The sequence below is a fragment of the Sutcliffiella horikoshii genome, assembly GCF_002157855.1.
GTDB lineage: Bacteria > Bacillota > Bacilli > Bacillales > Bacillaceae_I > Sutcliffiella_A > Sutcliffiella_A horikoshii_C.
In genome coordinates this window covers 838,820-863,812 of sequence record NZ_CP020880.1, presented here as the reverse complement: position 1 = coordinate 863,812, position 24,993 = coordinate 838,820, and the positions used below count along the sequence as shown (strand labels likewise).

The 24,993-nt window shown below is 42.0% G+C and carries 22 protein-coding genes; 4 read left to right on the top strand and 18 right to left on the bottom strand.

The genetic code is table 11. From position 1 onward, the window contains the following. Positions 1-289 precede the first annotated feature (289 nt). Entirely contained in the window at positions 290-1,240 is a 951-nt protein-coding gene (locus B4U37_RS04550) for a DMT family transporter (protein WP_088017276.1), read from the bottom strand. Between the two features lie 121 nt (positions 1,241-1,361). Here B4U37_RS04550 and B4U37_RS04545 point away from each other — a divergent pair, with 121 nt between their 5' ends. Beyond that, positions 1,362-2,069 (top strand): metallophosphoesterase family protein, encoded by a 708-nt coding sequence (locus tag B4U37_RS04545; protein WP_088017275.1) that lies wholly within the window; start codon positions 1,362-1,364, stop codon positions 2,067-2,069. Positions 2,070-2,127: 58 nt separating this feature from the next. Here the strand turns inward: B4U37_RS04545 and xylF are convergent, their stop codons facing one another. From xylF to B4U37_RS04510, 7 genes are all read right to left on the bottom strand, one after another. Beyond that, positions 2,128-3,228: a D-xylose ABC transporter substrate-binding protein gene (gene xylF, locus B4U37_RS04540; RefSeq protein WP_088017274.1), complete on the bottom strand. Its 1,101-nt coding sequence runs from the start codon at positions 3,226-3,228 to the stop codon at positions 2,128-2,130. 18 nt (positions 3,229-3,246) lie between these two features. Beyond that, a complete protein-coding gene (locus B4U37_RS04535; protein WP_088017273.1) occupies positions 3,247-4,791 on the bottom strand; it encodes a response regulator in 1,545 nt (514 codons plus the stop codon). Between the two features lie 184 nt (positions 4,792-4,975). Then, on the bottom strand, positions 4,976-6,403 hold the full coding sequence (locus tag B4U37_RS04530; RefSeq protein ID WP_088017272.1) for a sensor histidine kinase: 1,428 nt from the start codon (positions 6,401-6,403) through the stop codon (positions 4,976-4,978). After that, the gene (locus tag B4U37_RS04525) at positions 6,400-7,377 is read right to left on the bottom strand and encodes a sugar ABC transporter substrate-binding protein (protein ID WP_088017271.1); all 978 of its coding nucleotides are present in this window, start codon (positions 7,375-7,377) and stop codon (positions 6,400-6,402) included. The genes B4U37_RS04530 and B4U37_RS04525 overlap by 4 nt, the downstream gene beginning before the upstream one ends. Positions 7,378-7,497: 120 nt before the next feature. After that, positions 7,498-8,670 (bottom strand): sugar ABC transporter permease, encoded by a 1,173-nt coding sequence (locus B4U37_RS04520; protein ID WP_088017270.1) that lies wholly within the window; start codon positions 8,668-8,670, stop codon positions 7,498-7,500. 11 nt (positions 8,671-8,681) lie between these two features. After that, positions 8,682-10,202, bottom strand: coding sequence for a sugar ABC transporter ATP-binding protein (locus tag B4U37_RS04515; RefSeq protein WP_088017269.1), 1,521 nt, complete (start codon positions 10,200-10,202; stop codon positions 8,682-8,684). Between the two features lie 87 nt (positions 10,203-10,289). Beyond that, complete coding sequence (locus B4U37_RS04510) at positions 10,290-11,399, bottom strand: sugar ABC transporter substrate-binding protein (protein ID WP_029326270.1); 1,110 nt, start codon at positions 11,397-11,399, stop codon at positions 10,290-10,292. 231 nt (positions 11,400-11,630) lie between these two features. Here B4U37_RS04510 and B4U37_RS04505 point away from each other — a divergent pair, with 231 nt between their 5' ends. Further along, on the top strand, positions 11,631-12,584 hold the full coding sequence (locus B4U37_RS04505; protein WP_088017268.1) for a nucleoside hydrolase: 954 nt from the start codon (positions 11,631-11,633) through the stop codon (positions 12,582-12,584). A gap of 197 nt (positions 12,585-12,781) precedes the next feature. On the opposite strand, the gene B4U37_RS04500 is transcribed toward B4U37_RS04505, so the two are convergent. The 6 genes from B4U37_RS04500 to B4U37_RS04475 all read right to left on the bottom strand — a co-directional run bounded on the left by B4U37_RS04500 (position 12,782) and on the right by B4U37_RS04475 (position 19,801). Then, the gene (locus B4U37_RS04500; protein WP_088017267.1) at positions 12,782-13,858 is read right to left on the bottom strand and encodes a Gfo/Idh/MocA family protein; all 1,077 of its coding nucleotides are present in this window, start codon (positions 13,856-13,858) and stop codon (positions 12,782-12,784) included. A 99-nt stretch (positions 13,859-13,957) separates the two neighbouring features. Beyond that, the gene (locus B4U37_RS04495) at positions 13,958-14,479 is read right to left on the bottom strand and encodes a YehS family protein (protein WP_088017266.1); all 522 of its coding nucleotides are present in this window, start codon (positions 14,477-14,479) and stop codon (positions 13,958-13,960) included. A gap of 95 nt (positions 14,480-14,574) precedes the next feature. Then, positions 14,575-15,984 (bottom strand): 23S rRNA (uracil(1939)-C(5))-methyltransferase RlmD, encoded by a 1,410-nt coding sequence (gene rlmD / locus B4U37_RS04490; protein ID WP_088017265.1) that lies wholly within the window; start codon positions 15,982-15,984, stop codon positions 14,575-14,577. Then, positions 15,981-16,862: a DNA-3-methyladenine glycosylase family protein gene (locus B4U37_RS04485; RefSeq protein ID WP_088017264.1), complete on the bottom strand. Its 882-nt coding sequence runs from the start codon at positions 16,860-16,862 to the stop codon at positions 15,981-15,983. Before B4U37_RS04485 ends, rlmD begins: the two co-directional genes overlap by 4 nt. A gap of 132 nt (positions 16,863-16,994) precedes the next feature. After that, positions 16,995-17,810, bottom strand: a complete 816-nt coding sequence (gene pdaA / locus B4U37_RS04480; protein WP_088020148.1) for a delta-lactam-biosynthetic de-N-acetylase — start codon at positions 17,808-17,810, stop codon at positions 16,995-16,997. 449 nt (positions 17,811-18,259) lie between these two features. After that, entirely contained in the window at positions 18,260-19,801 is a 1,542-nt protein-coding gene (locus B4U37_RS04475) for a fumarate hydratase (protein ID WP_088017263.1), read from the bottom strand. A gap of 181 nt (positions 19,802-19,982) precedes the next feature. Here B4U37_RS04475 and B4U37_RS04470 point away from each other — a divergent pair, with 181 nt between their 5' ends. Continuing rightward, positions 19,983-20,885 (top strand): GNAT family N-acetyltransferase, encoded by a 903-nt coding sequence (locus B4U37_RS04470; protein WP_088017262.1) that lies wholly within the window; start codon positions 19,983-19,985, stop codon positions 20,883-20,885. Positions 20,886-20,910: 25 nt separating this feature from the next. Here B4U37_RS04470 and B4U37_RS04465 read toward each other — a convergent pair whose 3' ends face one another. Further along, a complete protein-coding gene (locus B4U37_RS04465; protein WP_063562007.1) occupies positions 20,911-21,093 on the bottom strand; it encodes an SE1561 family protein in 183 nt (60 codons plus the stop codon). 151 nt (positions 21,094-21,244) lie between these two features. Between B4U37_RS04465 and yfkAB the strand changes: the two genes are divergently transcribed. Continuing rightward, positions 21,245-22,369, top strand: a complete 1,125-nt coding sequence (yfkAB, locus tag B4U37_RS04460) for a radical SAM/CxCxxxxC motif protein YfkAB (protein ID WP_088017261.1) — start codon at positions 21,245-21,247, stop codon at positions 22,367-22,369. 47 nt (positions 22,370-22,416) lie between these two features. Here yfkAB and B4U37_RS04455 read toward each other — a convergent pair whose 3' ends face one another. From B4U37_RS04455 to B4U37_RS04445, 3 genes are all read right to left on the bottom strand, one after another. Next, complete coding sequence (locus tag B4U37_RS04455) at positions 22,417-22,740, bottom strand: hypothetical protein (protein WP_088017260.1); 324 nt, start codon at positions 22,738-22,740, stop codon at positions 22,417-22,419. 211 nt (positions 22,741-22,951) lie between these two features. After that, a complete protein-coding gene (locus B4U37_RS04450) occupies positions 22,952-23,710 on the bottom strand; it encodes a YfkD famly protein (protein ID WP_234946526.1) in 759 nt (252 codons plus the stop codon). A 171-nt stretch (positions 23,711-23,881) separates the two neighbouring features. After that, positions 23,882-24,490: a YczE/YyaS/YitT family protein gene (locus B4U37_RS04445; protein WP_088017258.1), complete on the bottom strand. Its 609-nt coding sequence runs from the start codon at positions 24,488-24,490 to the stop codon at positions 23,882-23,884. Between the last annotated feature and the right edge of the window lie 503 nt (positions 24,491-24,993).

The window sequence follows — 24,993 nt, the reverse complement described above, 5'->3', positions numbered from 1 at the left end:
GGACTTCTCTTCTCCTTCTTCCTCCTCACTCAGGTCTTCATAACGGCTATGAGGACTTCTCTTCTCCTTCTTCCTCCTCACTCAGGTCTTCATAACAGCTATGAGGACTTCTCTTCTCTTTTTTCCTCCTCACTCAGGTCTTCATAACAGCTATGAGGACTTCTCTTCTCCTTTTCCCTTGTCACTCAGGTCTTCATCACGACAATGAAGACTTAGCTATTCCACAATTGGATTATTTTATTATTTCAAAAACAGTAAAAAAGAGTGATTCCAGGTGGAATTTCACTCTTCATGCAGCCAGTTGCTTTGGCTTTATTCTTTTTTGAGTAAAGAAGCTATGCAAAAGCATTCCGATGATAATGATGAATAACCCAAGCATTCCAATTCCATTCGGCAATGGTGTTGATAAAAGAAGTACCTCTCCAATCAATACAAACAAAACTTGGGTCGATTGAGTCGCTTCCACTGCAGCGAGTTTTTCCTGACTGCCTCTCACCATGTCTGTTGCAATAAAGAACAAGGTGGTTGCAATGACGCCTGAACTGATTGCCACTATAAAGGTTTGGAGAATCTGTTCCTGCGCTGGAGCACCCACTGTCATATATCCCTTTGCAGCAACAAGCAGCCAGATTGGAATAGTGGACAACGTCATACCAAGCACCCTTTGGAACGTATCTAGCCTACCTCCGCACACCTCCATCATCTTTCGGTTTCCAAGTGGATATGCAAAAGATGCGATTGCAACGGGAAGAATTCCAAAGACAATCATCGATCCAGTTAGACCGCTTCCTTGTTGTGTCTGAATTAATAGTACCCCTGCAAAAATGACGATGGAGATGAATAGCCCTCGCATTGGAATACGTTCACGTATTTTTACTCCTTGCACTACTTTATAGAAGAAAGGCCCTAAAAGAACACCTGCGATAATGGTCAGTTGCCACGTTCCGGCAACAAGCCAACCCGGCCCATATGCGGCAGCAAATGTAATGGGACCGTAGAAAAGGACAAAACCTGTAAAACTCCAAAGAAACCAAGCGAATGGGGCCGTTCGCATTTCACGAAATAGTGGTCCAAGATTCCCCCTCAACCACACGATTAAAAACAAAAAAGGTACCATAAAAAAGAAGCGCAAGGACGAACTCCATAGCCAGCTACCACCTGAGAGTTCCATGGAACGGTTTAGTATAAAGGTAACAGCAAAAAACATAGAAGCTATTACACCTATTAGAATTGCTTTCACGGAAAACATCCTCCCACCGATTTATCGTTTTCATCATTATAATGGAAAATCGCACAGAATATTTCGCTTTTCGAAAATTGTGATAAAATTTAAATAATTATAAGTAAAGGAATGGATGACATTGAGGCGTATCTTTGCAATAAGTGATATTCATGGCGATTTAGAGAAATTTGAAAGGCTTCTTGCAATAATTAACTTTGACTGCAAGCAGGACCAACTCTTGCTACTTGGTGATTATGTGGATCGCGGCCCACAGTCACGTCAGGTTTTGGACAAGGTAATCGAATTGACCGATAAAGGCGCGATTGCTCTGATGGGAAATCACGATAAAATGATGGTTGACGCATTTGATCAGCCTGAAGATCCCCTTCAGCTGAAAAGGTGGTACTATAACGGAGGAATTAAAACCCTGCAGAATTATGGGTATGAAATTGAAAAAGACGACGCGAAATATTGGTATACGACAGAGGAGATGCCGGAAGCACTTGTCATAAATGAGGCAATTCGCCCACATTTAAACTTTCTAAAAACCCTTCCTTACTATTATGAAACAGATACCCATATTTTCGTTCATGCAGGGGTACACCCTGAGACACCATTGGAACTTACGGAACCTCACCTCTTAGTGTGGATTAGAGATGAATTTCATAATGGATACCAAGGAGAAAAGACCGTAGTTTTTGGACATACCCCAACGAAACACCTTCATAAAAAGCCTGAGGTTTACTTCGGTGAGAACAATATCATCGGAATTGATGGCGGTTGTGCTTACGGAGGACGATTGTATTGTTTGGAGGCTTTAGAAAAGAGAGTCTATTATGTAGAATGACAAGAAAATCTCAGAGTTGCTCTAAACAGAGTACCTCTGAGATTTCATCAAACGCCCGTTATCGTGTCTCCCCTTTATACACATCCACCTTCGAATGAAATCCATCTGCAATGACCGTTTCATCCATATTGGACCTGTTCACAGCAATCGGCGGCAGCAAGACAGAAGGCACTTCCACTTTCCCATTATTCACTTTTCGGTCTGTGTCTATAAATTCTCCCCTGGCCATTGCTACTGCTAGTCTTGCCGCTTCTTCAGCAAGAGTGGGTATCGGTTTGTACACCGTCATCGTCTGAGTACCTTCAACTATCCGCTGTGCGGCTGCAAGCTCTGCATCCTGTCCTGCTACAGGGATTTTTCCAGCAAGTCCCGTTTCCATGAGAGCTTCAATTGCCATCCCTGCTGTCGCATCGTTTGCTGCTATAACAGCGTCTATTTTCCCTTCATTGGCAATTAGCGCCTCCTGCATGTTTGCATAAGCATTGCTTGGGAGCCAGTTTTTCGTCCACTGATCATAAACTACCGTGATATCTCCTTTATCTATGAGTGGCTGAAGGACATGGAAGACACCTTTTTTAAACAGGTGGGCATTATTGTCTGTATCCGCGCCGCCAATATAAACATATTTTCCTTTCGGGACAATTTTTGTTATTGCCTCTGCCTGCAGCTCTCCTACCCGTTCATTGTCAAAAGAAACATAAAGGTCAATCTCTGCATTTTTAATTAGTCTGTCATAAGAAAGCACCTTGATTCCCGCAAGGTGTGCTTTCTTCACGATTGTGGCTGCTGCTTCTGCATTATGAGGGACTACTACGAGGAGATCGACACCTTGGCTAATTAGAGTTTCCGCCTGTAGAACCTGCAAGGCGTCATCTCCGTTTGCTGCCAGTATTTCCACTTCCGCTCCAAGGCTTTCTACTGCTGCCTTAAATAAAGCTCGGTCTCTCAGCCACCTTTCCTCTTCTAAGGTATCCATAGAAAAACCAATTTTTATTTTTTCCTCCTTAGAAGTTGCTTCTTCATCCTGCAGGAAGGAAGTATTCTGAACCGGTTTTCCTTCTGGCTGAAGGGAACGATCCATCTTTTCACAGCCCAAGGCTACAAAAAACAGAGCCAGCATAACAAACATGGTTAATAATCTACGTATTCTAAGCTCCATTTCCTCCGCCCTTTCTGGCTAGTTAGCTTTATTCCGAAGCAGTGTTTTACGATACTCTTTTGGTGAAACGTTAGTCATTTTTTTAAATACCTTGCTGAAATAATTGGGGTCATGATACCCGACTTCAAAGGTAATTTCCTTTATACTCTTTTCCGAATTATTCATCAGTCTTTTCGCTTTTTCCATCCTGCATTCTGTAAGGAAATCAATATAGTTGATGCCCTGCTTTTCCTTGAACATTTTACTAATATAAATTGGGCTCAAGCCTACTTTTCTGGCAAGTGTATCGAGCGATATATCTTGATGTGAATGATCCATGATGTATTGTTTTATTTGTTGAATGGTGTCTGCCTCCAAGTGATTACAGTGCGAGTCATAGGATTGTTTCATCCCCTCAAGGAGCTGCTTTGTTTCTGAACGAAGCTGACGATAATTTGTCGTTTGCACAGAATAGAGCGGCGTTGTAGCTTCCACTCCTATTTCATTCAATACACGAGAAGTAATCCAAAGAATCTCCAGCATCCGTTGTTGTGTACGCAGTAAATCGGCTCCTTCTTTTTCATAGCATTGAAGAATGTTCATCACATAGATATAAACATCACCCCACTGGCCAAGTCGGATTAGATCTGCCATTTCTTTTTGCTGATTTTTATCCAAGCTACTATTGTGAGCATCTACACTTATGTGGATGTCTGTGTAAAAACGATAGTTGGTTAACGCTTTGGTATCCATTGTAGCCATGAGGGCATCCTGATAGGATTGGCGAACTTGGTCAAGAGAGCTGCAAACCTCTCCTATTCCAATAAACCAATCGGTAGCTTGTCCTTTTTTTGAGATTGTCAGAATATCTCGTGCAAGTGTACTAGCTTGGGATCTAAAAGTCTTATCTGGCTGCCGGAACACGATAATTGGCAGTTGGTTTCCATACAATGCTCCTACCCATCCGCTTTTGGTCTGCCTTACTTTATCCTTGATCATAGAATAATTGGATTCAGATCCTCGGGGTAAAAGTACGATCATGGCAAACATTTCATTCGTGGAAGGGATATCAAGCAGCTCCATTAGCATGTCTATATGAACTTCATGCACGTGATCGAAGAGGAGTTGTGTGACAACATCTGTCTCAACAAGAGTCAGTGTTTTTTCAAGTGCCGCTTCCTGGAGTTTGTTTTTAACTTGCTGAGCCTTCTCCTGCTCTATTTGCTCAAGTACTTTTCCTACTGTTGTTTTAATTTCGCTGACTTTGCTAGGCTTTAGAATGTAATCTTTGACACCAAGTTTGATGGCCGCTTTAACATATCCGAATGTATCGTAAGCGGTGACCATGATGAATTTTGTATAAGGATGCTTTGCACTGATTTGTTCAACAGCTTCTAACCCATTTAATCCAGGCATCTTGATGTCCATCAGAATAAGGTCAGGCGTGTAGTCATCTGCCATTTCTACTGCCATTTTCCCATTCTTTGCCTGCTTGATTAAGAGGTCTGGAAAGTTTCTTTCTAGAATGGTTTGCATGCCTTCGCGCTCGATTTGTTCATCATCTACAATGAGGAGTTTAATCATCCAGTTCGACTCCTTTCATTATTATAGTTACCTATATAACTCCTGTAGATTTCCGTTCCAGGTGTTCGCTTTCCGCGGGACGGTGCTTGAGCCTCCTCGGCTTCGCCTGTGGGGTCTCAAGCTACCGTTACTCCCCCGCTGGAGTCTCACACCTTGCACTACAATCTACAGGTAAATTCTGTATTCAGCACTTTATTTTCAATGTAACTTTTGTTCCTTGGCCTTGTATTCCTTTTATATCAATAACATCGTCATATCCGTAGAAGAGCCGCAGACGTTTGACGACATTGCTAAAGCCGATACCTGTTGAGTGGCCTTCTGTAGGTGGAGGGGATTCTTCGTTTAGAATCTGTTGGATTTTCTGTTCAGGCATCCCCATGCCGTCATCTTCAATTTCTATCACTATCCGGCTGCCTTCCACTTTGACCCGAAACCAGATGTTTCCTCCATCCTCCTTCGGTTCCACGGCATGAATGACGGCATTCTCAATGATTGGTTGGAGGGTCAAGGCTGGAATTTTCAAGTCTAAACAAGATTCATCAATATCCCAGTGTAATTGTAGCCGGTCGGTAAAACGCGCCTTCTGTATGTCCATATATTGCTTTAATACTTGTATTTCATCGTGAAGTGTTACAGAACGGTCTTGCTGCTTTAAGTTGTAACGCAGAATTCCAGCAACGCTCACCAGGAGATCACTCGTCTCTTCAGACCCTTCGAGATAGGCTTTTTTGGAAAGGGTATTAAGGGTGTTGAATAGAAAATGCGGGTTGATCTGACTCTGCAGGCTTCTAAACTGACTTTCTTGCAAAAGAAGCTTACTTTCTTGAAGCTCCCGTTCAAGCGCTGCCTTCTGTTTAATTTCAGATATCAAGTTGTTTATATTGATTCTCATTCGATCAAATGTCCTTGCCAGAAAGGCAATTTCATCTTTGGTTTCTATTTTTACCTGCTGATCAAAATTCCCTTTGGACAGTTCATTGGCCGCTTTTGTCAGCTGAAAAACAGGTCGTGTGATCGTAAGGGAGAACCAGTAGGTGACAAGTAGCAACAAACAAGTTATTAACAACAAGCTCCATATTCCGAGCTTTATAACTTCACTGGATTGTTCCATGATTCCCCTGTAAAATCGGTCAAATGTATTTAACTCTGTATCTATTAGAGTTAAGGTCGTTTCGGAAATATAGGTGGTAATCCGTGTGGCTTCTGCAAATTCCTGAGCGGAGGCTTCTGTATCATTTTCTGATTGAAACATAATGGACCTGTCGGTAGCTTCTACCAAACTATCGATTAAATTCATATAATTGGTTAAAGTAAAATCGTTTTCTGTGTTTCTTAAATGATGCACACCGTATTTTGCCTGCTGGACCTTTTCCTTGCTTGCCGTCAGTTGGTCAAGGCTGTCTGGAGTCGGATCAATGGTATAGTTATTCAGATCTGTAACCAACTGTTGACTCGCCTTAGTCACTTCATTCATGCTCAGGTAACGTTGCAGGATATCATTATATTGCTTATGAGTTTTATGATTGTAGTATGTAAGCGCTATCCAAATTACTGACATAATCACCAATACTACCGTTGTAAGGGTAAGAATCTTTTTTTGGATACTTGTCATTGGACATCCGCTGCTTTCCTAATTCTGATATCTGTCAAATAGCCGTCCTTATCAAGTGGGACGCTTTCTCCGTTCAGCCATTCCTTCATGAGCTGGACACTTTTTCTCCCCATTTCTTCCGGAGACTGTTCAATGACACCATCTAGTTTTCCTTGCCCTAACAAGGTCAAGGTCTCAGGTCCATCGTCAAAAGAATAGATATGGTAGGGTTCGACCTGGGAGCGCTTACTTATCTCCCCAATCATTGCTCCTGCCACATTGGCATTGATGGCTATGAACGCATCAATGTTTGGCTCTTGGTTCATCACAGCTTGAGTGGTTGTTATGACCTGCTCTCTTGTGTCATCTGTAGTGGCATGGATCATATGGATATTATTGTAAAATTTCAAGATATCCTGAATTCCTTCCATCCTTCGCTTTTGATAATATTCCTGGTTCTTATCATACATGAGTACGACATTCCCCACTCTTCCCATATCCATCAATATTTGTCTTGCAATCATTTTACCCGCTTCATACTGGTCAGAACCAACATACGTACGCCGAATACTCTCCTCCATCGGCACATCATTTGCCACCGTTATTATGGGAATACCATGAAAGGCTGCTTTCACCTTCGTCAATTCCTTGAATTCCTCTGTATCCAGCCCCTGTATGATAATCCCATCCATTTTGGACTGAATGGCAATTTCTATATTTTTCAGGAAGTCCTCTTGATTCTTACCGTAACTTCCCCATACTTCAAGGCTAACATCACTTTGTTTTGCTTGTATTCTGGCACCTTCACTCACCTTGTCCCAAAACGGTGTTTCCATATCCAGTGTAATAAGAACTAAACGATGTTCTTCTCTATTCGAACTTAGCGCCTGAGGCAATTGCCAATCGGATTGGAAGACTTTTTGTGCGGATAAAAAAGTAAGGTGACATAGTAGAATAATAATAACGCAAATTGCTAGAATTCCTGTTCTCCGCAAGAGTGTTATCCCCCTTCTCCAACTGAGGTGTACTATTTTCATCATAGCACCTAATGGAAATAGTACAATCCCTGTTGAGTAAGGGAATCAACAGGGATAGCAAGTTTTTATATTTGTTCATTATCTTTTTTTACGAGTCATCACATCAAAGATTACCGCTCCGGCAAGAACTCCTCCACGAATCATATATTGATAGGAAATGCCTACGCCAAGCAAATTCATCCCGTTGGATAGAGATGCCATTACAACCGCACCGATTATGGCACCTGTTACTTTTCCCACACCACCAGCAGAAGATACTCCGCCTACATAAGCAGCAGCGATGGCATCTAGTTCAAAAAGGGTACCTGCAGTGGTTGTAGCAGATTGCAAGCGGGCAGTAAATAAGATTCCAGAAAGAGCTGCAAGCATTCCCATGGATCCAAAGACAATATAAGTAATCTTCTTCACATTGATCCCACTTAAATGTGCCGCTTCCGGGTTACTTCCGACTGCATAAATATGGCGGCCAAGCACTGTTTTCGTTGTTAGAAAATGATAAACTACCACTACTAATAAAATGATGATGACTGTCCAGGAGAATCCGTTATATCCTGCGAGAATCCAAGTTATATAACCTATTATTGCAGAGACAAAGAATAGTTTCAGGGCAAAAATCGGCTTGGAGACGACTTCAAAATCATATTTGATTTTATTTCTGCGTGTTGAGATTTCACTGTAAATGTAAAGCAAAATACCGACTAACCCGACTAACAGAGAAAGCAAATGTAAACCGTTTACTTCCACGAGGGAAGGGATATAGCCGTTACCAATAGCATTAAAAGTATCATCCTGAATGATGATGGTACCTGTTTTCTCTGTCACCTGCAGCAAAGCCCCACGGAAAATAAGCATTCCAGCAAGAGTGGCTACAAAGGATGGAATCCCAATCGAAGCAATAAGCACCCCGTTAAATAATCCAACTGCAACTCCTAATAGTAAAATCACTGGAATGGTTACCCATACAGATACTCCTGCTTGTGTAAGCAAGATAGCTGCAATTGCCCCAAGGAATCCAGCAGCATATCCAACGGAAAGATCGATATGGCGGATTACAATAACGAGCGTCATCCCAACTGCCAGTACTGCTATATATCCTGCAGAGTCCAGCAGATTACTAATGTTTCTTGACGACATAAATAAACCGTCAGTCATGAACGTAAAAGTTAATATAATAACAAATAATGCGATATACATTCCGTAGTCACGGATGTTTTCATGAATTAGCGTTCTTGCTTCTTGAATAACATTCATTGTAAGACCCCCTATTGCGTCGCAAGCTCCATAATTTTTTCTTGATCCGCTTCTTCTATTTCCAATTCCCCTTTAATTTCGCCTTGTGCCATGACATAGACTCTATCGCTCATGCCAAGTACCTCTCCAAGCTCAGATGAGATCATCACGATACTAAGACCTTCATCTATAAGCTTGTTCATTACAGTATAGATTTCAAATTTTGCCCCAACGTCGATGCCGCGTGTCGGTTCGTCTAAAATTAGCAGTTTTGGACCGACAAACAGCCACTTCCCAATAGACACCTTCTGCTGGTTACCGCCACTTAGATTTCCTACAAGTTGTTCCAAAGAAGAAGCTTTAATATGAAGTGATTGTTTATATTGTTCTGCGACCTTGATTTCTTCATTGTCATTTATGACCCCTTGTGAAGCTATTCCCTTTAAATTTGCTGCAGAAATATTGCTCTTAATATCCTGCAAAAGGAAAAGCCCATCATCTTTTCGGTCCTCAGTAACATAGGCAATTCCTGCCTTAATTGCTTCACTAGTATGCTTAAGTGTAGTAGGAGTGTTATTCCACATCATATCGCCTTGAATTTTGTAGGATTTGGCGTTTCCAAATATACTGAGGGCAAGCTCCGTTCTTCCCGATCCCATCAGGCCTGCGATGCCGACGATTTCTCCTTTTTTCACATGAAGGTTGACGTTCTTTACTACCTGTCTTCCAAGTTGCGGATCATAGGCTGACCAGTTGTTAAGTTCAAGTACATTCTCTCCGGCAACTTTCTTTTCCCTTTTTGGATAGATGTCTTCAATTTCTCTTCCTACCATGTTCTTGATGATGACACTTTCAGTGATTTCAGCTTTGGAAGCATCAAGCGTACAGATCGTCTTACCATCACGGATGACTGTTGCTTTGTCTGCGATGCTAATTACCTCTTTCAGCTTATGGGAAATCATGATACAAGTAATTCCTTGCATTTTTAGTTCTTTTAGTAGTTTCAGCAAGTTTTCACTATCGTCTTCATTTAGTGCTGCAGTAGGCTCATCCAAAATAAGAAGCTTAACTTCTTTACTTAACGCTTTGGCTATTTCTACTAGTTGGCGTTTCCCCACACTTAAATCTTTGACAAGTGTGTCAGGATTAACGTCTAGTTTTACTTTCCGAAGTAATCTTTTTGCTTCCACTATCGTTCTGTTCCAATCAATCACTCCACCAAGCTTCATTTCATTTCCAGCAAAAATATTTTCATAGACCGTAAGATCCGGAAACAATGCAAGTTCTTGATAGATGATGGCTATGCCGGCATTTACACTGTCACTGATTTTGTTAAATTGCTGAACATTCCCTTCAAATACGATATCTCCATCGTATGTTCCAAAAGGATACACTCCGCTCAGCACCTTCATCAGCGTGGATTTTCCTGCTCCATTTTCCCCGATTAAGCAGTGAATTTCTCCTTCTTCAACTTTGAAATTCACATTACTCAGCGCTTTGACTCCTGTAAATTCTTTAGAGATATCATTCATCTCGAGTATATAGTTGCCCATCCTTTTCCCCCCTTAACAAAAGCAATGACAATGGCGAAATAGTGATAAAGTTGCCATCACTATTTCGCAAAGTTTCTTTAGAAAAAATTATAATCCTGTGAATTCGCTTGCTTCGTAGTATTCAGAGTCGATTAGTTCTTGTTTTACATTCTCCTCGTCCACTACGATGACATCTGTTTGTTTCGCTTTTACTTCTACTTCTCCATTATCGTAAGAACCTGTTGTTTCTGGAGTCTTGCCGTCTAGGATTTCTACCGCGATTCCCATAGCATCTGTCACTAATGTACGCACGTCTTTGAATACCGTCATCGATTGTTTGCCATCAATGATGTATTGGATGGACGCTTTTTCCGCATCCTGACCTGTTACCAAGAAGCTTGAAACTTCACCGTCTGTTCCGAATACATCTGCGATAGAACGGGCTGTCCCGTCATTTGGAGCAAGTACTGCCACGTCACCTTTCATATCTGCACCAACAGCTGTCAGATGCGTTTGCGCTTTGTTTTTCGCTTCGTTTGGATCCCAGTTTGTCGTAACCTGACCTAGGATTTTACTCATTTGGTCACGAGTAAGTTCCGCTGTATCTTTTAACGCTTCCGCTTCACTGGAGTTTGCAATCTTGAATGTTCCATCTGCAATTTTGGGTTGTAATGTTTTCCAAGCTCCCTCAAAGAACAAGAATGCATTGTTGTCAGAAGCTGCACCTGCATATAGGTAAAGTGGTACGCCTGAACCTTGTACGTTATCAATCAGATATTGACCTTGTGCTGCACCAACTGCCACACTGTCAAATGTCACGTAGTAATCTACTGCATCTGTATTTGTAATTAAACGGTCATATGAGATAACTGTAATGCCTTCTTTTTTTGCTGCTTCTACCGCTGCAGCTGCTGCATCTCCATCTTGAGGAGTGATGATCAACACTTCAATTCCTTTGTTGATCAATGTTTCAACATTCTCTTTTTCCTTAGCGGAAGATCCTTGGCTAAAGAGAATCTCAGTTGTATAGTCAGAATCCTTCAATGCATCCTTGAATCGTTGCTCGTCCTGCACCCATCTTGGTTCATCCTTTGTTGGCAAAACAATTCCCACACTTACACTGCCGCTTCCCCCTGTACTGCTGTTACACGCTGCAAGCATAGCTGTAAAAAGCATTAAAACCAGTAATAATGACATAGCTTTCCAAGTCTTCTTCATTTGTAGCTCCCCCTTTGTAATGGCTTGTTTCATGGATTTGATTACTTCTTAATTATATGGTGGGGGACGATTAAGTTGTAAGCGCTATCACTAGCACTCTTTTGGTATTGCCTGTACTTTTTTAATTATTGGGAATATTTAAAGGTGGATAATTTCTCTACCATCTCTAGTACTTTCATACAAGCACCTTCTATTAATCTTTCATTAATAATAGTAGGAGGTGATAATAGATTGAAAAAAATTATTTTGTTTGCTGATACGGGGATAGATGATGCCATTGCAGTAATCTACGCTTTGAAAAATCCCGAGGTAGAGTTGAAAGCCGTTGTTGCAGGTTATGGAAATACGGACCGTGATCGAAGCGCAAGAAATGCAGAGTATCTATTGGAATTGGCGGGTCAGGAAAGCATTCCCGTTATCGCTGGAAGTACAAGGCCATTAAGTGGGGAGCAACCGGAGTACTTCCCGGAAATTCATGGTGAAGAAGGACTGGGGCCAATCACTCCGCCCATCCCTGCAGAACGTTTTATGAATCGAACAAATTTCAGTCAGTTGTTCCGTATCATTAAAGAAAACCAAAATGAACTAACCATTGTGAATGTAGGCCGCTGTACATCGCTTGCTATGGCTTGGTTCTTGAGTCCTTCTGTGATGGAATTGGTAAAAGAAACGTATATCATGGGAGGCTCATTTTTAGAGCCGGGCAACGTTACAGAGGTAGCAGAAGCCAACTTTTTCGGAGACCCTATTGCAGCCAATTTCATTGGACAAAATGCCCCTAACCTGACAATCATCCCTTTAAATGTAACCCGCAAAGCACTCATTACACCGAGAGTCGTGGACTTTATCGACAGTGTTGCCACTACTCCGCTCCAGCAGATCATCAAACCGATTCTTGATTTCTACTATGAGGCCTATCAAGAGCTGGAACCCGGGATTGCCGGGACCCCACAGCACGATATGGCTGCAGTGATGGCAAGCCTAGGGATTCCTGAATTATTCTCTTACACGAGTAAACAGGTGAAGGTCGAATATAAGGAAGGTTATGCAGAGGGACTTTCGATTGCAGACTTCAGGCCGGGAGTACCAGAATGCACAGGTGCAGGTTGCGTGAGGATTGCAACGGAGATGGATGAAGGTATTTTCTTTGTTGATGTGCTGAGAAATTTGATTAGGAATGATTAAGAGAAACATGGAATCCCTTGGTGGGGTTTCATGTTTTAATTTGTCTATATGACCGAAGCAATCCCAATTCAGCTCGAAATGTCTTATAGAACGCTTCTATACGACCGAAGCATTCCAATTCAGCTCGAAACGTCTTATATAACCCATAAAATGTAAAAGTGCAGCCACCAAACAGCAACTGCACCAACACAACAATATTAATATTCAACTTTAACCGTTCTTCCTTCCTCATCAGAACGGCGAATTGCATCCATCACGACCTGCACCCCATACCCATCCTCTAAAACAGGCAAATGAGGGTTACCCCCGTCTCCTGAAAGTGCATTGTACACCTCATCCAACGAGCGATAAAAAGCATTGTAATACCCAGCAGCAACCGGATTCATCCCCTCTGGTATCGACAAAGCTACCTCTATATCCACTTCTTCTAAAGGACCATTTCCAATTCCAACAAGCACCTTGTTGTCCTGCAACATTTTAATCGTGCCCTCTGTTCCGTAAACTTCTAGCTCCCATCCTTCTGCATGGCGAACAGCAATGTTCGAACCGATGTTAAAAGTGCCCCCGCCTACGAATGTTCCCATCGCCTGAAAAGCGTCATCCGCAGTTCGGATTTCCTTCTCACCATTTTCATCTACGAATTCCGGTACATGTGTGGTCAGCTGACCTGAAACAGACTCCACTTTCCCATCTGTCCACCACAATAGAGAATCAATCAAATGAGAGCCCACTGCTCCGAGCATTCCGCCAGCTTGATCCTTTTGACTAAGCCAGCCGCGTTTACTTGTAGCATACCTCTCATACCCTGCAATGTTCAGAGAGAAATTCACATGCAAGACCTTGCCAATTTTCCCACTTGAAATGAGTTCTTTAACCTTTTGCCTTGCAGGTAAGAAACGATACTCGAAATTGATCCAGCTCAATTTCCCAGCCGCATCTCTTGCCTGTATCATCTTCTCTGCCTCAATTGAATCAAAAGCCATAGGTTTCTCACATAGAACGTGCTTACCGCTCGCAAATGCTTTTACCACCATATCATGGTGTAACAATGGGGCCGAAGCAACCGACACCAAATCAAGTTCTTCTGACTCCAGCATTTCTTCCCAGTTTCCATAAACTTTTCCGATGCCTGTTTCCTCTTTAATTTCATCCAGCCTGCCACGGGATACACTTGCAATCGACACTACCTCAAACCCTGGATGACTTTGCATCACAGGTGCATGAACTTTTGCTCCGAATCCCGTACCAATAATACCTACTCTCATTTTCTTCATGTTAAAATCCCCTTTTATGTAATTGGTCCTTCTCTCTCATTTCGACAAAAAACAGCACTCTCCTCTTTTCTTCAGGAAAGTGCTGTTTTATTAGGTGTATTAATCGCGGTATTTAAGCGCCAAACCTTTTAAGAAGTTTCTCGCGTATTTATCCATGCATGTTTTATAGTTCTTGTGCCCTTTCTTACGTAGAAAAGCACCCAATTCGCCCTTTGTTATTGTCACACCGGCTTCTCCAATAATGTCGATAATATCTTCGGTTGTTAACGAAAGGGCAATCTTTACTTTTTTCAGAAGAATATTGTTTGCCGGCTCATTGGAAAATGGGGATTTGACTGGTTGGCCGGGCTTTGGTTCCTGTCTGCCTCTTTTGAAAATAATTAAACCGTTTAGGAAAGACTCAAGCTTGTTGTTGTTGATAGGAAGGATTTCTTCCTCTTCAAGAGCCTGCTCGTACTCTTCCTCAGTGTCATAGTCATAGCTATCCACCTCTTTGGTGAGAATCATTTGAACCTCTTCTTTTGTCACGTCAATGTCACCAAGCTGAAATATCTCAACCATTTCGTTGTCTTTAATATCTAGTGCGTATCTTAATCTGATTAGAATATCGTTGTTAGTCATATTAAACTCCTTTGTAATTCACTACTGGCTGTTAACAACCTGTGTATAAAATGTTGATTGTTTGTTGATAACCAACTATCTATCTGTGGATAACTTTACTGTTTTTTCAACACAAACCGCACAACACTCTCTACGTGAGCGGTTTGAGGGAACATATCCACAGGTTGGATCCAGTCCACTTTATACTTCTTGCTAAGGAACTGAATATCTTTGGCAAGTGTGGATGGATTACAGGATACGTAGACGAAATTCTTCGGCTCTACGTCAAGAACGGTCTTCATGAATGTTTCGTCCAGGCCTGTACGTGGTGGATCCACAACTATTGTATCTGGTCTCCAGCCTTCTTTTACCCATCTTGGCAGCCATTTCTCCGCTTTACCTGCAACATATTTCATGTTGGTATAACCATGGCGTTTGGCGTTTTCCTTCGCATCATCAATAGATTCTGCAATGGTGTCCATACCGCGAACCTCTCCGGCGCCTTCTGCGAGCCAAAGTCCGATGGTTCCCACTCCGCAATATGCATCAACGACTTTTTCTTTTCCTGTCAATTGTGCCGCTTCTTTCACCAAATCATACAATTTTATAGTCTGGACAGGGTTGAGTTGGAAGAATGCGCGTGCGCTCAGCTCAAACGATACATCTCCAAGTGTTTCCTGGATGACTTTTTCTCCGCTCAAATGAATCGTTTCTTCTCCGAAAATAAGAGAGGTTTTTCTGCCATTTATGTTTTGCATGATGCTCTTCACTTTTGGCAAACGTTTTTGAATTTCCTCTACTACTAATTGTTTGCGAGGCAATTTTTCATCGGTCGTAATCAATACCACTTGAATTTCTCCTGTGGAAAAACCGACTCTTGTCATGATGGTCCGAACAGAAGGTTGCCCCTTTTTCTCATTATGAACAGGAATATTGAAGTCATGCAGAATCTTTTTGACCGTGTTGGTCACTTCTGTTGTAGCACTGTGCTGGACGATACAATTGTCGATATCAATTAGCTTGTGCGAATTGGCACCATAAAGGCCTGCGATCACTTTTTCCTTTTGCTTGCCAACCTGGAATTGACTCTTATTACGGTAATACCACGGATCTTCCATGCCGATGGTCGGTTTAATGTCTAATTTACTCACATTCAGCTTTGTATGACGTTCCAAAGACTGAATGACAATGTCTCGCTTTAAGGTCAGCTGTTGATCGTATTTTAGATGCTGCAGTTGACAGCCTCCGCATTGCTCATAAATCGGGCATGGCGGTGTAGTTCGATGTGGGGATTTACTGCGGATCTTTTTGATTTTCGCTTCCGCAAACTTGTTTTTCACATCTGTCACTTCCGCTACGACCACTTCTTCAGGCAGTGCACCCGGGACAAACACAACTTGCTTTTTAAAATAACCCACACCTTCTCCGTTAATTCCAAGACGCTTAATCGTTAGCGGAAAAGTCTGTCCGACTTTCATATCGACATTGGATTGTTGTTGCTTATTATATGGTTTCTTCGTTTTCATTTCACTAACTCCTCAACTTGCGGTTCGATGCTTCTCCAAAGATAAAGGGATGCATAGCTTAAATATGGTTCCCAGTCCTTCGCCCACTCCTGCATCTGCAAAACAGTAGGCTTTTGGTCGAGTCCTTTTAATTTTTTCAAGGCATTTTGGATGCCAATATCTGCGATAGGAAATAGATTCGGCCTGCCGAGTCCAAATAGAAGCAGGTTTTGAACAGTCCAAGGGCCAATTCCTCTTACTTTTATAAGCATTTTAAGAATTTCTTCATCTGATATGTTGTCCAAGCTGTATAGTGGCAAGTCGCCAGTTGCAATCAGTTTGGAGGTGTCTATAATATATTCCGCTTTTCTGCGGCTCATTTTTAGTGCTGTGATTTGCTCGTAATCAAGCTTAGCAACATCTTCGGGCTTTGGATAGAACCAAACTCCTTCTTTTTCAAAACCGAATGTATGAACAAAACGTTCTGTCAATGTATGTGCAAATTTCATATTGACCTGTTGATGAATGATACATTTCATTAAACAATGGTACAGGTCAAAATCGAGTACGAGCGGCGTTCCTTCGTGCTCTTGGAATATAGTGGCGAGATCTGTTTTGGCAAAATGGTTACTGATGTCTTGAAGCGGCTTATCCCATTGGAAAATAGCCTTGATGTGCTGGATTTCCTTTTCGGTCAGCGTTGCACTACTGGATAATTCAAAGCTCGGGTTCTGTTTCGTACCAGTCGCCTGTACCTTTACAACTATCGGTGTTTTTTCTTGGTACATCGGAACTTTTACAAAACGCTCTGTTGAATGGATGGCCATTAGCGGATCAATGGAAAGCCGTTGCAACACTCTGTCAAAATCATATGGTCCATTTATCTTTATCTTAACCAATTTCCCCACCGTCCTTTAATTTACTTTCCCAATTATAACGGCTTTCTGGTGTGTTGCCAAACAAGGGAAGTGGAAAATTCGATATGCGAGGTAGAGTACACGAAAAAACTCCATTGCAAAAGTGCAAAGGAGTCAGTTTTCTTGAATAAGCAATATTGGATTGGGGATAGTATGTTGTGCAGCAATATGATCCAAACTTTTAAATTCATATCCCTGTTCCTGAAGGTCATCAATCACCTTTTCCATTGCTTCGGCATTGTCCTTAGAGACCGTATGCAATAAAAGTATCGCTCCAGGATGTATTTGCGCCATGATGTTGTCATAAGAATATCTCCAGCCTTTTTGCTGATCCGTGTACCAATCAACATATGCCAAGGACCAAAACACATGCTGATAGCCCATTTGGTTCGCAAGTGCCAAGGTTCGGTCGCTGAATGTACCTCTAGGCGGTCTTAGGTATGTCATATTATCGAGCCCGGTTATGTTTTTGTACTCTTCTTTGATCATGTCGAGTTCTTTTTTAAAGCGTACATCATTTACTTGCGTCATATCAGGATGATGCCAGCTGTGATTGCCTACAATATGTCCTTCATTAACCATTCGTTTAACCAAGTCAGGCTGATCCTTTAAGTAATACCCTGTTACAAAAAAAGCTGCGGGTACTTTTTTCTCTTTAAGCACATCCAATACTTTTTCGGTGTATCCATTTTCATAGCCATTATCAAAGGTAAGGTATATTTCTTTTTTGGTTGTATCTCCAAGGTAAAAGGCATTATGTTTTCTTAAAAGTTCATTGTATTTATGTCCTGCATCAGGTGGCTCATGATTTTGGCTCTTTTTGAACCCCCAGTGCAGGGTTGTTGTGGAATAGTTGTTCGCTTGGCATAAATGCGGAATAACAAAAAGCGCAACAACAGTAATGGTTAGGATAGTAAGTAATTTTCGCATGATGTGGTGTTCCTCCCTTCCATGATTTCTAGCTACTATTATGTTTCGTTTGGAATAAGGGATTGATACCGTGTATTGTTTTCCAATTGGGGGCTGCACGAATGAAAGGATTATTTTGGTTACCCCTGAACCTTTTTTCCATTTAGTCAAGGTATCAGATGACCTCTTTGGTTACCCCTGCACCCTCTTTTCCACCACTTCAAGGCATCAGATGACCTCTTTGGTTACCCCTGCACCCTCTTTTCCACCACTTCAAGGCATCAGATGACCTCTTTGATTACCCCTGCACCCTCTTTTCCACCACTTCAAGGCATCAGATGACCTCTTTGATTACCCCTGCACCCTCTTTTCCACCGCTTTAGGGCATCAAAATCAGATATGTTATTAAAAATTCTTCTCACAAAAAAGAACAACCCAACATTCACGTCAGGTTGCTCTTTTCTTAAAAATCAGTTAAACACTCTATCCTTAAACTGCGCAAGCTTCTGTAAAGAAGATTTCTCGACATCCGCATGCAAGCTGTTTCCATGCGAATCCATCGTTACTACCGCTGTAAAGCCTTCTACATTCAAATGCCACATTGCTTCGGGAATACCAAACTGCATCAGGTCAACACCCTCCACACCTTTGATACAGTCCGCATAATATTGTGCCGCTCCGCCGATTGCATTTAAATACACACCACCGTGCTCCTCTAACGCCTTTAACGTTTTCGCACCCATTCCGCCTTTACCCATAACAGCGCGGATACCAAAGCGCTTCATGATATCTCCTTGGTAAGGCTCCTCCCGAATACTTGTCGTTGGGCCAGCTGCTTTTACATGCCATTTTCCTTCGTCATCTTTCAACATGACGGGACCACAGTGGTAAATGATTTGACCGTCTAGATCAACTGGTGCATCATTGTCGCTCAAGTGTTTGTGGATCGCGTCACGGCCGGTGTACATTCTTCCATTGATTCGTACCACGTCTCCCACTTTTAAAGAACGAATTTTCTCTTCCGTAATCGGCGCTTCCAGAACGATTTCACCAGCTTCAGAAGTTGCTGCCACTTCTTCTTGCTCTGCCAACTCTTTGGAGAAGTCAATCATTTCCCCTTCTTGATACAACCATTCGTTAATCTCACCAGTTTCCGGAGTGATTTTCACTCCTAAGCGGCGATACGCCCAGCAATTATAAGCAACTGATACGAAGAAACTTGCTGGGATACGGTGCGCAACTCCAACTTTACAGCCAAGCAAAGTTGTTTCGCCGCCAAAGCCCATTGTTCCGATACCGAGTTTATTGGCGTTTTCCATCACATACTCTTCTAGTTCTTTTAATTCAGGTACTGTGTTTTCATCATCAAGGCTACGGAAAAGTTGTTCTTTCGCAAGTTCATAACCGGAAGTACGGTCGCCACCAATTCCAACCCCGATAACGCCGGCGCTACAGCCTTGTCCTTGTGCCTGGTACACAGAGTGCATCACACATTTACGGATACCATCAAGGTCACGGCCCGCACGACCAAGTCCTTCAAGCTCACACGGCAAGCTGTACTGGATATTCTTGTTCTCACAGCCTCCGCCTTTTAAAATAAGACGAGCATCAATATAATCTTTTTCCCATTGTTCAAATTTGATGACAGGAACTCCATCGCCTAGGTTGTCCCCGCTGTTTGCACCAGTTAAAGAGTCCACAGAATTCGGGCGCAGTTTCCCATCCTTTGTTGCCTGAACAATCGCTTCTTTAATTACCTTTTTTATTTCGAGTTGGTTTACGCCAACAGGTGTTTTTATTTTAAATGTAGGCAGTCCTGTGTCTTGGCAAATTGGAGACACATTTTCATCTGCCATAGTAATGTTATTCGTGATTGTCGCAAGTGACATCGCTGCACGTGTACCGGCACTTTCGCCAAGCTTTGCTTTCGCAATCGCACGACGCACATCTTTAGGCAGCTTTGTAGAGGTTTCTACGATCAAGTCATACATGCTCTCATATAATTTATTCATCTTTAATTCCCTCTCCTATCCCCAGTTGAAAAGTTATCTACGTTTCTTTTATACATCCTTCATTATACTTGTTCTAATTAGAAGGATAAAGCACTTTGTAACCGATTCCACCAAAACCCTAATACCAGTTGGATTTTTGTGGTAAGGTGGAAAATAGAGACTAGAGATGGGAGAAACTAATATGGCACAGATTACACTTTTACGAGCAAGACTAGAAGATGCAGATCAACTGACTGCAATGATGAAAGGAACTTTTGATGTGGAAGCTCTTCATTGGCTTGGCTCGTTGGACTCACATATTGTGGACTATAATATACAACCGCCAGGCTACGATTCCATTCATACAACCCGCTATATGATAGAAGAACTTACTTACTATAAAATAATGGCGGACAGGCAACTTGTAGGTGGAATTATTTTGACGCTGACAGGCAGCCGTTTCGGCCGGATTGACCGAATTTTCATAGACCCTTCATATCAAGGGCAAGGGTTCGGTTCAGAAGTGATTCGGTTAGTAGAGAGAGAACATCCCTCTGTGACAACTTGGGATTTGGAGACTTCCCCTAGACAAAAAGGCAATCTCTATTTTTATGAAAAGATGGGCTTTGAGCGCACATTTGAAACAGAGGATGAGGTGTGCTACATCAAGCGGATTAAGACTGAAACAACTACTGCGGAAAATGAATTTGAATCCTGTAACTTGGAAGGTGCGACCTATTATCAGGCGAATTTAGCAAACAGCGCTTTCAGCAATAGCACATTAGCTGGAGCACATTTCAGTAACATAAATTTAAGCAGCTCAAAATTTCAGAACATCAATTTTCGAGATACGTTGATTGCTGACTTGAATCTTTCCGGAAGCAGGGTGAAGCATGTTGAAATGAGCGGTGTAGCGTTTAGTGATACAACTATAGAAGGTGCACCGGTAAGTTTTGAGAGATGTGAATTGATGGGGACGCGGTTTAACAATTGTAAGCTGGGTGACGTGGAGATTAACGACTGCGACATTTCCGGGATGAAGATTGATGGGGTGTCTGTAGAGGAGTTGTTAGAGGTTTATAGGATGGTTAAGAAAAAGGGATGAGCGAAGTGCTCGATCCCTTTTTTACTTACCAATCCTTCTTAAACTGATTATACTTCCCTTCTAAATCATCCAGCATCTGAATCAGGCGGTCGATGTCTTCAACATCCGTTGATTCTGGATCTAAGGAATCCACAACCTCCAAAAACATATTCAATCTATTTTTCAAGTAATCGACTTGGGAATCTTTGTTTTCTGTTGCTTTGCCCATGATAATCGCACCTTTCTGTTATTCCTGTAAGTTTTTCTTTATACTACCGCACTACAGCACTCCAGGCAACCTTCACATGAAATTTTCCGGTCTGCAATCCCATGAATCATGATACAATGAAGGGTAAGGTTTTTAGATAAAGGAGTTTACGATGAAGACAACCATACTACCATCAATTACCCCTTCCTATGATCCATGGGAAGCTTATTTAGATGTAAAAGAATACGGCCAAATGGAACTGACAAACGTAGAGTTTACAACTACGACGCTTTGTAACATGCGGTGTGAACACTGTGCAGTCGGTTACACTTTGCAGTCAAAAGACCCGCAGGCCTTGCCAATAGAATTGCTTATTCAACGCCTGGAAGAAATCCCACGTCTTCGTTCCATCAGCATCACTGGTGGTGAGCCGATGATGAGCATGAAGTCAGTGAACGAATATGTCGTACCGTTACTAAAATATGCGCATGAACGCGGTGTGCGTACGCAGATTAATTCGAACTTAACGTTAGATTTAGCCAGATACGAGAAAATCATTCCTTACCTGGATGTATTGCATATTTCTCATAACTGGGGTACGATGGATGACTTTGTGGAAGGCGGATTTGCGATGATGGACCGTAAACCGACGTATGAACAACGAGCGAAGTATTTCGAGCGTATGATTGAGAATTCGAAGGCGCTGACTGCCGCAGGTGTTATTGTATCTGCTGAAACGATGTTAAATAAACGTACCCTCCCTCATATTGAGCATATTCATAAGCAAATTGTCGACGAGATGAACTGCCAAAGGCATGAAGTGCACCCTATGTACCCAAGTGATTTTGCTAGCGGCATGGAAGTTCTGACGCTTGATGAGATGCGCGATGCAATCCATCGTCTCCTTGATATGCGTGATGAAAATACATGGATGCTGTTTGGGACCCTGCCGTTCTACCCTTGCAGTGATAATCCCGAAGATCGAGAATTACTAAAACGCGTGTATGAAGCAAAAAATGTGACGGTTCGAAATGACCCGGACGGCCGCTCTCGTTTGAATGTGAATATTTTCAACGGCGACATCATTGTTACAGACTTTGGTGACACGCCTCCACTTGGCAACATTCAAACAACAGACTTGCCAACTGCCTATGAAAAATGGAAAGATACCTCCATTGCAAAAGAATTAGACTGTCACTGTCCAGCGGTTGCCTGTCTTGGACCTAACATATTAGTGAAAAATGCGTACTATCCAACCACGGATTTCACCGTGCGCGAAACAAAATTGACCAAATAAGCAAAAGCCTGGGACACCTACTCCCAGGCTTTCTTTTAGGTTGAAATTCAAGTGGTTGGCACTCTCGCTTTAAGTCTTTTTCCCTTCAGTGCGCAATAGAATCCTAAACAAATAAGCACACTTCCCATCAAGCTTGAACCCAGGATCAATGCTCCGTCCCAATCACGCGAGCTTCCTTCCAATTGCCATGCTTGATATGGAATGAACAAAAGTAAAAAAATGATTCCTACACCCCAGAGCAGTAAGATAGCATGGTGTTTATCTTCGTTTTCTATATAAGATGGCTTTTGCCTCAATTCAACTGTGACCATTGTGCGAACGATAACTAATAAAACAAATAAACCTAAGACCAATAATACCAGGTGCATCATCGTGTTGATGACCTCCTTTTTATTCTCACTTTTTAAGACGCTTGAAGGCGGAAAAAGTTTCGGTCTGCGGCTGCTTTTCGTTCGACAAGGTAGTGGAGTTCTGTAACCTTCTTTTACCCAGCTTTGAAAAGAATTGAAACTAGTAAAATAATCACAACTTTCAACAAAAAAACACCAGCCATTTGAGTTAGGCTAGTGCAAAACATAAGTACTATCTTGGACGATCGGACGCTGCAAAAATGAAACTCACATGGTCTTGAACCGGAATCCAGGCCCCAATTCCTTGTGATGTCACGTTTTTCACAACTATTTTCATTTCTTTTCCTTTTAACACAAGGTAGACTTCACCGTACGTAATTTTCCCTTTCTCACTAACAGCCGGGGAGTATGCATATAGGTAACCCAGTTTTTTTACAGGAATGTTATAAACCTGATCCTTTTTCGTGCCCGCTCCAACGATTGTCTGGAAGGATAGAGGCAGCTTTGTTTTATCCATCGCTTTTAACATCATCATTTCTTTTACATCATCAGCCGCCTCCACTTTGGAAGTCAAACCGCCTTTGACACTTTTCTGAGCTTCTTGACGATAGTGAAGCTGTTGCGGGACTTTTCCACCGCGGTTATCTGTGTAATTGGTGTTAATTTTTTGGTATTCCCAGTTCACGCTCGTTTCCGTGGATTCATAGGAAAGCGGCCACTGTCCAAGGTAGATGGTAGCCCGATAACCAATTGCCACAGGGGAAGGCGAAATGTTAGACTCATTTAAAATCTTGATCAGTTTCGGGTTTTCAATTTTTACATTGGAAGAGTCAATCAGTTCTTGAGACAGCTCACTTGGCTGCAGGTATGGCACATCCTGTGATGGGTTTGGATACGTGTTATCCTTGGAGATGTCTAGAACGGAATTCGGTACCTCCAGTTTTTTATTATCAGCTTTTACTTTTGTTTCTTCAGCTTGGACACTACTCATGGTAAAACCAAATGCAATAAAGACTGCCAACAAAATTTGAAGTATGCGCATGATGTGTATTACTCCTTTCAATCGTCTTGAAATCTATGTACTGTTATCTTTTTCGAAGCGATTTCAGATTATCCATGAAAGGTGAAACTTTTTACCAAAAGAAAAACACGAAAGCTAATCTCAGCTCTCGTGTCGCAGTTTCTTATATAAGTTTTCTAAACGCGGGTAGAAAATCTGAATTAATGGACCGATCCCAAACGTGATGATAAATGTTCCTACGCCAATCGGCCCTTTGAAAATTAGAGCGAAAATAAGCGCAAATACTTCTCCGATGGTTTTAGCCGTCATCATCTTCACCTTGAAACGATTTTGAATCCCGAGCATCAAGTTGTCGATTGGAATGACAGGGAATTTAGCTTGCAGGTATGCGGAAATTCCTATCGCCATAATAACCATTCCGGCTAAAAGGACAACAAAACGGAAAAACATCCCCACTGGAATCCATGCGCCGAACACTTGTATCAACCAGAAGTCGATAAACACCCCGACAAGGAAAATCGTAATGACCGCCAGATAATCAGGTTTACTTTTATGCAGCCATGCATTGATAGCAATCAGGATAATCCCGACAATAAACACCCAGCTCCCTACGGTCAGTCCAAATGTAGTGGAAAGTCCTACATTAAGTGCATCCCACGCTCCTGCCCCCATATCTGATTTTATCGTTAAACTGATCCCGAAGGATAAGACAAAAAGTCCAATTAAATAAAATAAAGACCTAATAAACAATATGATAACTCCTCTACATTTTACTGTCACTTGTCCTACTTTACCATTGTAAGCGTGAATCATCAAAATATGAAAAAGAAAAAAAAGATTAAATAAATCAGAATATTTATAAGATTATGTTTATATACTATAAATACCTAAAAACGAAGGAGGGAAAAAGCGGATAAACACCTTAGAGTGAAGGAGTGATTTACACCTACACAGTGCACATATAAAGCTTTTTATTCCTTAGTTCAAAGCTTTAACCCCTTGGTACTTAGAAGTGATGAGTTAGCCCTACATGCTTTGGGACTCTGTGCAGCCTACCGCACAGAGTCTTTTTTGTCACATTTTAAAAGTTCGTGCCAAAACATCCCGAGTTCGTGCCAAAACACCCCGAGTTCGTGCCAAAACCCTCATTCACCCTATTACCTTTATGATATCCCCACCCCCTTCTTTTTATCGTAAAGAACCGCCGACATCCGTGTTTAAAATTTCGCCTAACATGCCACATTAACGGAGAG